At 50.3% G+C, this 15,770-nt stretch carries 9 protein-coding genes; 6 read left to right on the forward strand and 3 right to left on the reverse strand.

The annotated features are described in order from the left end of the window. Positions 1-539: 539 nt before the first annotated feature. The 3 genes from AADEFJLK_RS14455 (at position 540) to AADEFJLK_RS14465 (ending at position 5,737) form a co-directional block, all read left to right on the forward strand. Positions 540-1,340 carry a 4'-phosphopantetheinyl transferase family protein gene (locus tag AADEFJLK_RS14455; RefSeq protein ID WP_103974748.1) on the forward strand — a complete coding sequence of 267 codons (801 nt, stop codon included), beginning with the start codon at positions 540-542 and terminating at the stop codon, positions 1,338-1,340. Between the two features lie 597 nt (positions 1,341-1,937). Continuing rightward, positions 1,938-3,995, forward strand: coding sequence for a putative bifunctional diguanylate cyclase/phosphodiesterase (locus AADEFJLK_RS14460; RefSeq protein WP_103974795.1), 2,058 nt, complete (start codon positions 1,938-1,940; stop codon positions 3,993-3,995). A gap of 299 nt (positions 3,996-4,294) precedes the next feature. Further along, positions 4,295-5,737: a hypothetical protein gene (locus AADEFJLK_RS14465; protein ID WP_103974749.1), complete on the forward strand. Its 1,443-nt coding sequence runs from the start codon at positions 4,295-4,297 to the stop codon at positions 5,735-5,737. 391 nt (positions 5,738-6,128) lie between these two features. Here AADEFJLK_RS14465 and AADEFJLK_RS14470 read toward each other — a convergent pair whose 3' ends face one another. Together AADEFJLK_RS14470 and AADEFJLK_RS14475 are read right to left on the reverse strand one after the other, a co-directional pair. Continuing rightward, positions 6,129-7,301 carry a sigma-54 interaction domain-containing protein gene (locus AADEFJLK_RS14470; protein ID WP_282957366.1) on the reverse strand — a complete coding sequence of 391 codons (1,173 nt, stop codon included), beginning with the start codon at positions 7,299-7,301 and terminating at the stop codon, positions 6,129-6,131. Beyond that, a complete protein-coding gene (locus AADEFJLK_RS14475) occupies positions 7,256-8,467 on the reverse strand; it encodes an acyl-CoA dehydrogenase family protein (RefSeq protein ID WP_249028055.1) in 1,212 nt (403 codons plus the stop codon). Before AADEFJLK_RS14475 ends, AADEFJLK_RS14470 begins: the two co-directional genes overlap by 46 nt. A 459-nt stretch (positions 8,468-8,926) precedes the next feature. Between AADEFJLK_RS14475 and ssuD the strand changes: the two genes are divergently transcribed. From ssuD to AADEFJLK_RS14490, 3 genes are read left to right on the forward strand one after another with little or no spacing between them, the layout of a single operon-like run. After that, positions 8,927-10,072 (forward strand): FMNH2-dependent alkanesulfonate monooxygenase, encoded by a 1,146-nt coding sequence (gene ssuD / locus AADEFJLK_RS14480; protein WP_088619468.1) that lies wholly within the window; start codon positions 8,927-8,929, stop codon positions 10,070-10,072. Positions 10,073-10,088: 16 nt separating this feature from the next. Then, entirely contained in the window at positions 10,089-11,303 is a 1,215-nt protein-coding gene (locus AADEFJLK_RS14485) for an acyl-CoA dehydrogenase family protein (RefSeq protein ID WP_103974751.1), read from the forward strand. 19 nt (positions 11,304-11,322) lie between these two features. Next, complete coding sequence (locus AADEFJLK_RS14490) at positions 11,323-12,174, forward strand: amidohydrolase family protein (protein ID WP_103974752.1); 852 nt, start codon at positions 11,323-11,325, stop codon at positions 12,172-12,174. Positions 12,175-12,199: 25 nt separating this feature from the next. Here the strand turns inward: AADEFJLK_RS14490 and AADEFJLK_RS14495 are convergent, their stop codons facing one another. Continuing rightward, entirely contained in the window at positions 12,200-15,748 is a 3,549-nt protein-coding gene (locus AADEFJLK_RS14495; RefSeq protein WP_103974753.1) for a response regulator, read from the reverse strand. Positions 15,749-15,770 lie beyond the last annotated feature (22 nt).

The following is a 15,770-nucleotide window of genomic DNA, read 5'->3' on the forward strand; positions in this document are numbered from 1 at the left end:
GTCGAGTAGTCCCCAGAAGCGATAGTGCCTGTGTTTTCACGAAGCGAAGCGGAAGTGAAAATGCAGGCTATACGAAATCGCGTCGAGTCATTGGAGAGCATGTGAGCCACCCCTTGTTGGGTGGCGAGCGAGTGACCAGGACGGCTGGGGCAGCCGAAGGCATAAGCGGTCGCGTGATTTTTGCTGATTGACCGGCAAGGATGCCGAAGCAATCTTTCGCAAAAATAGCGACTCCCCTTCCTAGCGTCTTATCAACTTGTCCGAGAGAACTGACTATGAACATGCAGCCATTCCAATTCCATCTGCTAGGGCAATAAGGATGCCTCCGAAAAAGTGTAACAAGTTGTTACACTTTTTCGCTTTTGATAAAATCAACTAAAAAGCGCTTTTTTCCTTATGACGTTTTTATGCGCCCATCCTTGTATGGCGGTTGGGTTTATTGTGCTAGGGATAGCATCTAAAAGACAGTCAACGGCACACGGACACCTTGGCCATACCTGCCTTAAGTGTGTTATTTATCGGCCTTTTTTAATGAACCTATGGCACTATTTCTCGAAAAAGACGGCATCCACCTGTGGTTTGCTTATCCTGACGAAATAAATGATCAGGCATTGCTGTTAAGTTATGCCGACCTGCTCAATGATGAAGAGCAAAACCGCTGGCAACGGTTTCATTTTGCCCGGCATCGGCAGCAATATCTCATCACGCGGGCATTGTTGCGCACCACGCTGTCATGTTATAGGGATATTGAACCTAAGGCTTGGCGTTTTGACTTCAACGCCTATGGCAAGCCCGAAATCGCCCAGAGCCAGAACCAAACGGGTTTGCCTATCCGCTTTAACCTATCGCACACCGATGGCCTGATTATGTGCGGGATTGCCTTAACGCATGATGTGGGTGTGGATGTAGAACATAAAGCCAAAGACCGTGCTAGTCTGAATATCGCCGAACATTATTTTGCCAAAGCAGAAATTGCCGGGCTCAAGCAAATCCCTGAACACCAAAAGCCGCAACGTTTTTTTGAATATTGGACATTAAAAGAAGCGTATATCAAAGCCAGGGGCATGGGCCTATCATTACCCTTAGACCAATTCAGCTTCATAATGCCAGAACAACAACGGGTACAAATTGCTTTTGAACCGGGTATGCAGGATAATCCCGACCATTGGCAGTTTTGGCGGTTATACCCGTCACCGCAGCATATCGCGGCGGTGGCCGTTAATGCGCCGCCCCATAACGGTTTCCGATTGTCCGCCTGTAAAGTGGTGCCCTTGCAAAGCCGCGTGCCGCTGCCGATATCCGCTATGCTGGCTTCTTCCAATAATCACTCCCTTGCCTAAGCATAGGTGCTAGCCCTGCCATTAAGTTAAGGGATTATGCTTTGTATTTCAACAGTATAGAGATTAAGAATGTCGTAAGTTAATCCTATCTTGTTGAAATTATAAGTACAATTTCTTAACTTAATGGCAGTGACGCGCTGCGTACCCTCAGAGGCATAAATGGGAATGCAGATGGGACGCGCTGCGTCCCGTCACGGCTAAGGTGTGTTGCATGGATGCTATAAAATGCCCGATGGTTTGGTGTTACGCCGCAACATCTAGCGTGCCATTTTCATCAACTTATGCACCGATTAGGTGTTTTTGCACCATTTCAATAAGTGCCAAGCCCATTTTTGAACCGTAATATTAACGGTTCTCACTGTAGAAAAAATAGAGCCTTTATTTTATCTGTTTGAATTACAATTTATTTTTTTAAGAACTAGGGATCGCTGGCGAAATAGTGGAAGTTGTTCAGATTTTATATCGCGGTATAAATATTGCTTGTTATTAAGTATCACGTTATTCACACGTCCCCATCCTAAAAGCTAAATGCCCCCGTCTGTGCTATCCATAAGATTTAACCCCAGTCTGAACAGCTTGCTGGAGGACAGGGAACGTATGTTAAGTACCCTTATGAGCAATCTTAAGGGGATGGTCTACTGTTGCTTGCCGGATGAGAACTGGACAATGCTGTTTGTCAGCGACGGCTGTAGGCGGCTGACGGGTTACGATACCGAAGACCTGATTTTAAATCAGCGGATAAGCTATGAAGAGCTAACGTATAGTGATGACCGCGCCTGGGTGCGGACGCTAATAGAAAATGCGCTGCACCGCCGAGAACGCTTTGAACTGGAATACCGGATTGTCCATGCCGACGGGACTATCCGTTGGATACAGGAGAGCGGTAGCCCGCTATTTGATGGCAATGGGGTGTTATTGGCATTGGAAGGCTTTATTCAGGATGTCACCCGCCACAAGCAAAGCGAACAAGCGGCCCGCGATGCCGAAGAGCGTTACCGTTCCATTTTTGAAAATGCCAGTGAAGGCATATACCAAACCAGCCCCTCCGGGCAGTATCTTAATTTTAACCCTGCCTTAGCCCAGATTTACGGCTACGACTCCCCGGATGATTTGGTGCGGGGCATACTCGACATTCAAAAGCAATTGTATGTCGACCCTAGCAAACGCGCCGAATTTATCGCTTTAATGTCGGCGCACGGAAAAATCCAAAATTTCGAATCACAAGTTTACCGTAAAAATGGCGACATCATTTGGATCAGCGAAAATGCCCGCGAAGTCTATGATGCTGAGGGCAAGCTGCGCTTTTATGAAGGGACGGTCGAAGATATTTCCGAGCGTAAAAATTACGAACAAATGATCGAATATCAAGCCACGCACGACAACTTGACAGGCTTGCCTAACCGGACAATGCTTGCCGATAGGCTGTTGCAATGTATGAGCTTTGCCGATAGCAATGGCAGTAAATTGGCGGTGGCCTTTATTGACCTCGACCAATTTAAATTCATCAATGACAGTATGGGGCATCATATTGGTGATGGCTTACTGGTGACGATGGCAAACCGCCTGGTCCGGTGCGCCCATGAAACCGATACTGTGATCAGGTTAGGTGGGGATGAATTTGTGCTGATCCTGACTGGCCTGAAAAAAATTGAGGACATTGCCAGAAGCATGGAGTGCATCCTCACCGCAGTGGCCGCACCTTGTATGATTGAAGGGCGTGATTTTGTGGTTTCATGCAGCATTGGCATTAGCGTTTACCCTGATGACGGAGCCAACCCCAATACCCTGCTGAAACATGCCGATTCGGCGATGTACAAGGCTAAAGAATCAGGCCGCAATAACTTCCAATTTTATACCCGCCAGTTGAATAAAGTCGTGACTGAGCGCATCGAAATTGAATATCGGCTTCGGCGGGCAATAAAATTTGATGAATTCATTCTGCATTACCAGCCTCAAGTCGATTTAAAGAGCGGGGACGTGTACGGTGTCGAAGCCCTGATCCGCTGGCAACGGCTGGGCGAGCCTTTAATCCCGCCCGTAAAGTTTATTCCGATTGCCGAAGAGACCGGGCAAATTGAAGAAATAGGCCGCTGGGTGTTGGAAACGGCGTGCCGGAAAGCGGTCGAGTTCAAAAACGTTTTAGGAAGACCCATCACTATTGCCGTTAATGTCTCGCCGCGACAGTTCCGCAAAACAGACTTGGTCAGTACGGTAAAATCCGTACTCAAAAGCTCGAAATTGGCGCCGGACTGTCTGGAGTTGGAAATTACCGAAAACTGCCTGGTCCAAGATACCCGCCACTTCATCAAAACCTTGCATGACCTTAAGGCGTTAGGTATCAAGTTGGCAATTGATGATTTTGGTACCGGTTATTCCAGTATGGCGTATTTAAAAGATTTTCCGGTGGACAGGTTAAAAATTGATAAAGTATTTGTCGGCAATTTGGAAACCGAGCCGACGAATGCTGCCATTCTTAAGGCCATCGTCGCACTGGGCCACAGTCTAAACCTGAAAATCGTCGCCGAAGGTGTGGAAACGGCCTATCAGCAAGCTTTTCTGCATGAGCTAGGCTGCGATGAATTTCAAGGCTACTATTTCAGCAAACCCTTATCGGCAAAAGCATTGATGGTGTTACTGAATAAAAATAGAGCTTAAAAAATATTAGGCCGAAACGGTGAATCCTCAAACCGAAAACTTAGCCGTTCACAGTATAAGTGCAAATTAATGAGAGCATAATATCGCCGATAGGGCGGCGGCAGATCAGCAAGTTTAACAAAATAGCAGCATTTCCCTATCATCGGTAATTTGCTAAAATTCTTTTTTATTTATGATAAGCTATTGAAAAATAATATAAAAAATACATAAAAACCGCATGGCATGTTTTCTGCGTTACTAGATAAACACCTGTTTAATGAAAATCAGTGTCTTTAATCTAAAACTCAGGAAAAAATGCTATGAATAACTTACCTACCAACCAACCCTTGCACGACAACAGGCAAGCACTTGCCTATCCCTATCAAAATGTCCGGCACGGTGTCAGTTACGCGCTGATTGTCGGCTGCATTTTGTCGCCTTCTTTGGCATCGGCCAAAGGCGTCAGCAAGGAAACCGTGCTGCTGCGCAAGCAAATGCAGGAATATCAACAGCAGCTTGAGGTGACGAATACACGCCTGCAAGAATTGGAACAGCGCGAAGCCGCCAGGAATGCCCCTAAGTATCAGGATACTGTCGGCAAGACCGCAGTTGTCCAGGACACGCCAACGGCCAAGGGCCGTAATGTCCAAGAACAAGCCGATGTGGAAGATCCGGTGGCTGCGAAAGTGCCGGTTGAACGTTATCTGAAAGGTTTTTATGACGGCGGCTTTAGCCTGCGGACGCAAGACAATAAATTTTCTTTGACCATCAATGGGCTGGCCCAATCCCGATATACCTTGAGTTTGCCCAACAAAGCGGCTGGCAATGATAACCAAACCTTCGACTTGGCGCTGGGCAGGTTGTTTTTCTCAGGCACAGCATTTGACCCCAAACTGTCGTATTTCTTTTTCTATCAGACCAGCACGCTCAGCAATAACAGCAGCGTCAGCACCATTGACTGGTGGGGCAAATATCAATTGGGTGATGTGGGCATTAAGACCGGACGTATTTTGCCGCAATATTCCCGGCAATTTTATACCGACATAGGCAAATACTTGTTTATGGACTTACAAGCCCCCGAATATGCGTTTAGTTTACAGAGAACGCCCGGTGCCGAAGCGATGTGGAAACCCGGCAAATGGACATTGAGCCTGACCGCAGGTAATGGTGTTAGGGCGTTGGATTCAGGGACGCAACAAAATGTCGGCACTAAAATTGCCGGAATCGGCCGTATCGTCTATGACGTGCTGGCCCCTTATGATTATGTGCAGGAAACCTCCCCGGCGGGTATCGGCACGCCGCAATTATCCGTCGGTGCCGCGTTTGGTTTCAACCCGGTTGATGCCAGTTCCGGCTTACAGAACGTCAGTGTCGGTACCGACACTTATAACGGCACGGCGGACATCGGTTATCGGTATCAGTATTTCAGCACGGAAGCGGCGTTCTTTTGGCGGCAAAACAATCGCCTGCAACGCATTGTCGGCCCCTCCACGACCAACGATTACGGTTGGTATTGGCAGGCGGGTTATTATGTGTTGCCAAAACGCTTAGAATTGGCCGGTACCGCCAACCAAGTGTTGTTCGAATACCAAGACGGCAGCCCGTTCAAAAATCAAACCGTCGGTTCAGTGGGGCTGAACTATTACTTCTACGAGCACAATTTCAAGTTACAGACCGATTATAGCTATATAACAGGTAAAGATTGGGCAGACCATACCTTGAATGACAGCCGTTTACGCGTCCAAGCGCAGGTTTATTTTTAAATGCCGCTCCCCCTTTGGTACGGCTAAGGTACCAAAGGGGGGAATTTGCTAGGCTTTTATACCCGATCATCAAGTTTTTCATAAAACCCGCCCCGAATAATATTACAGACGCTGGTTCCCAAGCGCCGGCTTGGGAACCTTGCTTTCCGAAGCTCTCGCTTCGGGAATTCTGGACACTAACATTTCCCTATGCCGTTCAGATAGGCTCGCAAAGCGGTTTTGGCGTAGCCGCTGAGTCTTTTTGGAATTCTCGAAGCAGGAGCTTCTTGTAGGCTGGTTGCCAAGCCGGAGCTTGGGAACCAGCACAAAAGGGGGAATTTGTTAGGCTTTTATACCCGATCATCAAGTATTAGGAATACAACCAAACTAAGGGCGACAAAAAAGCAGCCATTTATCTGATTGCACTAATCGCCCCCATTTTGATTAACCGCGCCCTGACGATATTACGGCTAACCCCCAGTAATTTGGCGGTTTGGGTCGCATTGTTATGGCAATAGTTATAAGCCGCCTTAATAATGCTTTCTTCCAAATGGTTATAAAGGTCTTTTTTTTCCGTCTCAAACAATTGGTACAGGGCATCATTCAGGCGTGAATTAGATTCCGCTTCATGGCCATAGACATTATTTTCCCTAGGCTTTTGTAGCTGCATACAGGACAATTGCAGGTCTTCGCTGCGGACGACATGGTTTTTGCAAATGAGCAGGGCATAATGTATGACATTTTCCAATTCCCTGATATTGCCCGGCCAAGTATGTCTTAACAGCTTATTTTTGGCCTGTTCGTCCAAGGTGATGTCATTATAGCCTAGCCTGCGCCGGTATTCGGCAACGAAGTATTCCGCCAAAGGGAGAATATCCCCGGGGCGGTTCCTTAAGGTCGGCAACTCCAGATGCGCAACCCGCAGGCGATAGAACAAATCCTCGCGGAAATGCCCCGCCAGCACGGCTTCTTCCAGGCGCACATTGGTCGCCGCCACCAACCTTAAATTAATGGGGATGGGTTTCCTCGCCCCCAGCCTTACCACCTCGCGTTCCTGAAGCACCCTGAGCAATTTTACCTGAATGCTCAGCGGCAAGTCGCCGATCTCATCCAGAAACAAGGTTCCGGTATCGGCGGCTTCAAACCAGCCGGCCTTACTGGAAAATGCGCCCGTGAACGCACCTTTTTCATGGCCGAACAATTCGCTTTCCACCAAACTTTCCGATAAGGAACCGCAGTTGACGGCGACAAATGGCTTATCTTTGCGGTGGCTCAATTCGTGGATATAGCGGGCAATCAGCTCTTTGCCCGTCCCCGTTTCACCGATCACCAGCACATTGGCATCACTGGGGGCGATCATTTTTATCTGGTTAAGCAGGGCGATGGATTTGGGGTCTTCAAAGACTTGTGCCGTCGCCCTGATGGAGGTCGTCAGTTCATGGGGGTTCGGTAGGGTAAGCAAGTTATTTTGCTTCTCTATCGGCTGGTTCGCTATTTTTTGCTCAGGAAAAAATTCGAAAAAAGGTTTGCTAGTATTATTCATGAGTAAAATGTCGGTTTTGGGTAAGCTTTGTTCAGTATCCATTCCCCTAATTCCTTAATTTTGTAATCCAAAGGGTCATGGAGGGTGTGTGTCCGTAAATTCCGCCAGTGGCGGTCTAGCCTTAAGCCGCCGTGGGTGGCCCTAGAGCCCATCACCTCAAACATATTGCTGGTGATGTCCATCCCTGTGCGGGTCGCCAGCACTTTTGCCGAGCTGATGGCGATGGCGACCTCGCCGCGTTCTTCTTCGCCCAGTTGCGTGTCTTGTTGCCAAGCCTTGTCCAATTTGGCCGCAGCCAGGTCGCTTAACACCCGTGTGCTCTCAAGCCCGACATAAAAATTGCCGTAATGGTTGAGGATATACGGGTCTTGGTTGGCCGCCGCCATGTTGGACGAATGCCAAGGCCTTGCTTCGTTTAAGGTGTATTGCCGGGCATCCTCAAAAGCCCCTTCGGCAATGCCTAAGTAAATGTTCGTCAGGATCAATTGGGCAACCAAGGGGCGTAAGCAAGAGAAAGGGGTGCTTAACGGCCCCGGTTCGGCAAGTATTTCATAGTCTTCAACACGGACTTTTTTAAAAATGACACTGCCGCTATCGGTTTGGCGTTGGCCGATATTGTCCCAATCCTGTATGACCGAAACGCCTGTCCGGGTAGTCGGAATGGCCGCAATCAATAGCTTGCCGTCCGTTGTGGCGATGGCGGAGACGATGAGCATTTCCGAATCGATCGCCCCCGAACAAAAGCTTTTTTTGCCGGAAAATTCGTAGCCGCCAAGAAAAGGTTTGGCGGTTAAGCGGGTGTCTAGCGGATTGAGGGCATTGCCCCAAAACCAGTTCAATTGCGCGGTTTGCTCAAACCAACGCTCCCATTGTTCCGGTTTTGAAAATAGCCGCACCGTCGCCAGCATCAGATGCTGGAACCCGAACACATGCGCCAGCGAGCTATCGACAGTGGCGATTTTCCTGACGATTTGCATGGTGTCGACCCAATTCGCGCCTTGTCCGCCGTACTTTTTCGGGATAATTAACGCCAACAAGCCGCTGTTGCGGATTTCGTCCCGCTCCTGCTTTGGTGTCCCTCCCAGATAGTCCCTTTCGACGACGGTCAGGGCAAATAGCTCAGCTAAGTGCTTGGCGATAGTAAAGGGATCTGGTTGTTCGGCGGTATTTTCTTGAGAGTCGTTGTCAGTGAATTTATTCATATCCATACAGTGTTCCTAGCCATTTTTAAGGCAAAAGCATAATCAGTGCCAATTTTTTCATTCAAACAGCTTTATTTCATAAAACCCTGTGCTATTAAAGCAGTGAAGGCCTTATCTGAGTTTCTATAACCCTAGCTGATTTCAATATCGGTGTCATTTGCTGATAATTTAATGGTATCGACAGGCTAAATGCTGCCAGAGCAGCAGGTGCGGTACAGCGTACCGACAAAATAAGCGGTCGCGAAGCTTACGTCTTGGGAATCAGGTAACTTGCAGATGGCAGGTGGCGGACTTAGCTGCTTTATCAGCAAAATGCTGCTAAAGCAGCGACGGATAGGCGCGTCTGCTTTAACAGCAGCAAAGTGCCTAGGCCAATCGCATTAGCCGCATGAAATCATTAAGAAATTTTGCTGGCATAGTAACTGCTTCTCTCTAGCAGAGGTTTTTTTACTATAGGTTATTAAAATGGAAATATTCTGGTTTTTACCCACACATGGGGATAACCGTTATCTGGGTACCGAAAAAGGTGTCAGGCCGGTTACTTACTCCTACCTTAAGCAAATTGCCCAAGCTGCGGACAGTCTAGGGTTCAAGGGGGTATTAGTGCCGTCTGGACGCGCTTGCGAAGATCCTTGGGTGATTGCGTCATCGCTGATTAACCAAACCAAGCAACTAAAATTTCTGGTTGCCGTCCGGCCAGGGTTTACCTCGCCCACGGTGTCGGCGCGGATGGCCTCGACGCTGGATAGGATTTCTGGCGGCAGGCTACTGGTTAATGTCGTGGCTGGCGGCGACCCGGCGGAACAGCGGGCTGACGGCAGCTTTTTACGCCATGACCAGCGTTATGCGGAAGCGGGGGAGTTTTTAACTGTCTGGAAAGCGGTGCTGGCAGGCGAGGAAATCGATTTTTCCGGGGAGTTTATCAACGTCGAAGGTGCCAGTTTGCCGTCCGGTGCGGTACAAAAACCCTATCCGGCCTTATTTTTGGGCGGCTCCTCCGATGCCGCCATCAGCTTAAGCGCCGAGCATATTGATGTGTTTTTGACGTGGGGTGAACCGCCCGCCGCCGTGGCGGAGAAAATAAACCGGGTACGCGCCGAAGCGGCCATATTAGGCCGGACAGTAAAATTTGGTATCCGTTTGCATATTATTGTCAGGGAATCCAGCAGCGAAGCGTGGGCCGCCGCCGATGGGCTTATCGCCCAAGTGACGGATGAGACGATAGCGGCGGCACAAGCCGCCATTGCCGGATTTGAATCGGTGGGGCAAAAAAAGATGACCGATCTGCATGGCGGTAAACGCGATAACTTGACGGTGTCGCCTAATTTATGGGCCGGCGTGGGTTTGGTCAGGGGTGGGGCGGGTACGGCCTTAGTCGGTAATCCGCAAGAAGTGGCAAGCCGGATAAAAGAATATGCCGACCTTGGCATTGAGTATTTTATTTTTTCCGGCTATCCGCATCTGGAAGAGGCTTACCGTGTCGCCGAGCTGTTATTTCCCTTATTGCCGGTCGAATTGAACCCGGAGCTTGAAACGGGTATAAAAACCAATCTGACCGGCCCGTTTGGCGCGGTCAACGTTAAACGCCAACACCCAGTAACCGCAGAATAAAACAAGGATTGCCCCCATGGCTGTAGTCGCTCAAGAAATCCCCATTAACCCCCGTTTAACCGAACCCACCACCGCGCAACTGTTTGCGCAAGCGGAGCAGCTTAGCGCGTATTTCTATGAAACCGCCGCCGAGCGCGATAAACAAGGCGGAACTCCTTTGGCACAGAGGCAGGCCATACGCGATAGCGGTTTGCTGAAACTGTCGATTGCTAAAGAATTCGGTGGCTACGGTTTGGCATGGCCGGACATTTACAAAATCATCCGTATCATTGCCCGGGCTGACAGCTCCCTGGCCCATGTGTTCGCCTTCCAATTTTTGATGTTGGCATCAATCCGTTTATACGGTAGCGGCGAGCAATGGCAAAGCTTGTTTAAAGAAACGGCGGCGCAGAATTTATGGTGGGGAAATGCCCTTAACCCCTTGGACACCCGAACCATCGCCAGCGAAGCCGCAGAGCATCTGCTCTTTAATGGCTTTAAGAGTTTTTGCTCAGGGGCAACCGATTCGGATCGTCTGATTGTGTCGGCCATCACCGCCGATACGAAAAAATTTATCGTCGCCGCCGTGCCAACCCAGCGGGCGGGCATTTATGTGCATGACGATTGGGATAATATGGGGCAACGCCAAACCGACAGCGGCAGCGTTGAATTTAAAGGCCTGAGGGTGGAAAAGCAGGAATTGTTGATTAATCCGGGGCCTTTAAGCTCGCCTTTTTCCAGCCTCAGGTCTATGGTTGCCCAATTGATTTTTACCAACATCTATATCGGCCTTGCTGAAGGGGCGTTGCAAGAAGGTAAAAAATACACCCAAACCAGCTCCCGCGTTTGGTCCGGTTCTTTAGCCCAGACTATTCAGGAAGATCCGTATACGTTGTTACATTATGGCGAATTTTGGGCCAGCATTGATGGGGCGAGGTTACTGGCCGACCATGCTGCGGCCTTGTTGGACAATGCGTGGGGCAAGGGGTTGGCCTTGACCGATGCCGAACGCGGCGAAGTCGCCCTTGCGGTGTTTTCCGCCAAGGTCAACAGCACCAAGGCGGGCTTGGACGTGACCTCACGCATTTTTGAAGTGGCGGGCGCCCGGGCGACCACAGCCAAGCTGGGCATGGATAGGTTTTGGCGCAATTTGCGGGTCTACACCTTACACGACCCTATCGATTATAAGCTAAGGGATTTGGGGGATTGGGTCTTAAACGGCAATTATCCTGCCCATAGTTTTTACTCATAACTGACGGAAAGACAACACTATGCAAAAAATAATTGATATGCGCAGCCGTCCGGCTTTTCTCCACGACTTTTTCGGCGCTAACCCCGATTCGGCAGGTTATCAGACCGCCAAATGGCTTAATCAGCGGGTGGGCTCAAAAGAGCCGGAACATTTCCGGCGTTCCTATACCTTAGAAGGTTATCTTGCGGAAATCGCCCAAGCTGGCGTGGATAAGGCGGTGATTGTCGGTCGGGAAACGCCCGGCCTGACCATCGATAACGATACCATTGCCGACTTAGTGGCCAGCAGCGGGCAATTTGTCGGTATCGGGTCGGTGGATATCCTCAGCCGGGGCAAAGACGATGCCATTGCCGAGCTTGTCCGGGCGGTCAAACAATTGGGCTTTAAAGCCATTAATATCGAGCCGGGCTTTGCCGAGCCGCCCGTACAGGCCGATGATCCCGCGCTGTTTCCGGTTTATGAGGCTTGTATCGGTTTGGATGTGCCGGTATGCCTAATGAGCGGCCCGACCACGCCTAATTTTGCTTACGCACACCCCAATGCCGTCGCCCGCTTGGCACGAAGATACCCGCTGCTGAAAATCATTTGTTTTCATGGTTACTACCCTTTTGTCAATGAAGTTATCGGAGCGGCATTCCGCTATGCCAATATCTATCTGGTTCCCGATATGTATATTTTTCAACCGGGTTCGGCGCTTTATGTCGAAGCCGCCAATGCTTTCTTAGGCGAGCAATTGTTGTTCGGGTCGTCTTATCCGTTCCGTGACATGAAACAGACCGTGGATGACTTCGCCGCATTGGGGTTTAAAGACGCTGTTTTGGACAAGGTGTTTTATCAAAATGCCGGGCAGCTGCTAAAAATTGCCGTGTGAAAATGAGGGCTTGTAATTTGATAAATTAAGTTTGGCCCTCTATTGAGTTATCCGCCAGATAATGCCGGAAAACCGCCATTAACGCGGTGATTTTTAGCTGCAACTCTGTACACAATTGCCCATAATCGGCGGGGGGTTGGTTACGCACCGCCGCTTCAATAGCTCCGGCACAGGCCCGCGCGTCTTCCGCCCCCAAATAGCTTAGCGAGCCTTTCAGGCTATGGGCGGTATTAGCCAATAAGGGCAGGTCAGCCGTTGCCGCCCCTTTTTGCACGTCGGCCAGTTGCCCTGGGGCTTGGTCGAGAAATACCGCCAGCATCGCCAGTAACAGCTCTTCATCATCGGCCAGGTTTTGTAGGGCCACCGCCCTGTCCCAAACCGGGGTGGTGGGGGCCGGCAAGGCTTGCGCGGATTCGGTATCAGGGTACTCTTCTGCATCTGCCCCTAACCAGCGGGCTAACATGGCCGTCAATTGCTCTTGGGTAAAAGGTTTTGCCAGATAATCATCCATACCCGCCGCCAAGCAGTTTGTCCGCTCGTTGTTATCGGCGTTGGCGGTCAAGGCGACAATGGTCTGGCGGGGAAAGTTACGGCCTTTTTCCAGTAACCGCAGTTCGCGTGTGGTCTGATAGCCATCCATCATGGGCATTTGGCAATCCATCAAAATGAGGTCGTAGGTGGTTTGCAGCAATTTGTCAAAAGCCAGTTTGCCGTTATCGGCCAGATCGGGGGACACTTGGAATTTCGCCAACATACCGATAATGACTTTTTGGTTAACTTGATTATCTTCAACGACCAAGACCTTTTTACCCGCATAACTGGGTTTGGGCGGTGGTTGTTTGGCTTTGGGCGAGAGGGTTTGTCCATCGTCGCATAAGGCATGGCTAATGGCATCGAACAATTGGGTTTGTCTGGCGGGTTTGAGCAGACATTGCGCAAGGCCTAAATCCCGGCGTTCGGCATCGTTGAGCAGGCCGCCGGATGTCAGCATAATGCGCGGCAAATCGGTTAAGGCGGGCGTGCCGGTGATCAGACGCGCTAAGCTTAGGCCGTCCATTTGCGGCATGTGCATATCCAATAACGCCAGATGGTACGGCGTGCCGTCGGTCAGGGCTTGGTGGAGTTCGGCTAAGGCGGCACTGCCGCTGTCGGCGGTGTTGGCGACAATCCCCCAGTAAGTCAGGTAATGTTTTAAGATCATCCGGTTGGTGGCGTTGTCATCGACAATCAACACCCGTTTGCCGACAATATCTGTAGGCGGCTTGTCCGTTACCGGCACTTGGCCGGGCTGTAGCGGCAAGGTAAACCAAAAACAAGTGCCTTGCCCTGAGGCGCTTTGCAAACCGATGTCACCCCCCATCAGTTCGACCATTTTTTTACAAATCGACAAGCCCAGGCCCGTGCCGCCAAAACGCCGTGAGGTATTGCTTTCGGCTTGGGAAAACGCTTGGAACAATTGCGCTTGGGCGGGTTCGGCGATGCCGATGCCAGTGTCACGCACCTCAAAACGCACACGATGTTGCCCTAAGCTGTCCGGCAAATACTGCGCGGTGACCGACACTTCCCCGTACTCGGTAAACTTGACGGCATTGCCGATTAAATTGGTCAGCACTTGGCGGATGCGGCCCGGATCGCCTTGCCAAAAGCTAGGCAGTTCGGTGGGCATAAAGCAGTTGAGTTCCAAATTTTTGGCATGGGCGCGTACGGCTAATAAAGCGCAGACATCTTCCGCCAATTCCGGCAAATTGAAATCAATGTGTTCCAGTTCGACCTTACCCGCCTCCAGTTTGGAAAAATCCAGAATATCGTTGAGGATGACCAACAGGGCTTCTGCCGAAGAATAGGCGGTTTCCAGTAAACTCCATTGGTTAGCCGACATGTCCGTATCGCGGAGCAAATCCAGCATACCCAATACGCCATTCATGGGGGTGCGGATTTCATGGCTCATATTGGCCAAAAATTCGCTTTTTGCTAAGGCGGCTTGCATGGCCATATCGCGGGCTTTTTCCAAAGACGCTTGGGCGCGGTCTTGCAGGACAGCGATACCGAGCATTTCGCCGACCTGTTTCAGCATGGCGATGCGCTTGGACAAATGCGCAGGATAGGGTGTGGTATACAAGAAAATGATGCCCAAAACCCCGCCTGTGGCGACAATCGGTACAATGTAATGCCCATGCGCCTGCATCCCTTGGAAGGTGTGTTCATGGCGGGGATCACAGAAACAATCGTCGGAAATCAGCAATTCGCCCGATACGGCGGCACGTCCGCATAAACAGTCGCCCAAGGCCACGCGCTGTTCTTTGCGGATGAATTCTTCGCTAAATTGTCCGCGCAACACAAACAGGTGGAGGCAATCCTCTTCCGGCGGGCGCAAAAATACCCCGCCTTTACGTTGCAGCCCGAAAGCCTGCAAGCTAAAGAGTATATCCAGCACTTGCCCGCACCGCTCGGCCAAAGGGGCAGATTGTTGTAACAGCTCGGCAATGGCGAGGCAGGCGGCGGTATCTTCTATTTCCATTTGCCGGGCAATTTCCTCTTGCACTTGCGCGTTGATGTCGCGTTGGATTTGCACATAGCCCGCCAAACTGCTGTCCCTATTGACGACTGGGCTAATGTTCAGTTCCACCCAGTAGTCTTGCGGATCTGGCGGCGGCGTTTGTCCGGCGATGGCGAAGGGCAACGGGGCTTTGCGCCGTTGCAGCAAACGCCCTGACCAACTTTCGCCTTTCCCCAAGGCGGCATCCATGGCCGCCAGAGTGGCCTTGTCGCAATGGGGGCTATCGAGAATATCGGGGGTTTTACCCTGCAACGCCATTTCCGGCCAGCCGCTAATGCGGCATAAGGCGGGGTTGGTATAGTGGATGTGCCGGGCCGCATCGGTCAACAGGATCATATCGGCACTGGCATTGACCGCCCGCATCAGCATAATGAGTTGTTCATTCGCTTGTTTTTGGGCGGTAATGTCTTGGCGTACGGAAATATATTGGTAAATCAGGCCATATTCGTCCTTTAACGGCGTAATGGTGCTGTCCACCCAATACAGGCTACCGTTTTTACGACGGTTGCAAAACACCCCTTGCCAGATTTGGCCTTGGCGGATGGTTTGCCACATAGTACGGATATAGTCTTTGTCGTGATAACCGGAATTGATGATACGGTGGTCTTTACCCAACAATTCCTCTAAAGAATAGCCGGACACCTCACAAAATATTTTATTGGCATGGATAATCTGCCCTTGGGCGTTGGCGATGCTGACCAAGGAATGATAATCCATCGCCCTACGCAATTCGGCATTCAGGCGGGTTTGTTTTAGCGCCACGTCACGTTCTAAGCCGATTTGCACGACTAACCTGCGCAGGACGAAAAACCATAATAACGGTGCGCTGATCAAACACATCAGCAACGCGTCGATTGCCGCTTCTTGGTACACCGTTAAGGAGGCGATATGCTGCCGATAAAAATCCAATACCAGCATCACGGCAATTTCGACCAAAAAAATGGTTAGGCTGATGGTCAATAACGACAGCAGAAACCGGCGGTTTAATTGTTGCGTTGCGCTATGCCGTTTGTTCATGGTCAGACCTTTAGGGATAAGT

Source organism: Methylovulum psychrotolerans (assembly GCF_002923755.1).
Classification (GTDB): Bacteria; Pseudomonadota; Gammaproteobacteria; order Methylococcales; family Methylomonadaceae; genus Methylovulum; species Methylovulum psychrotolerans.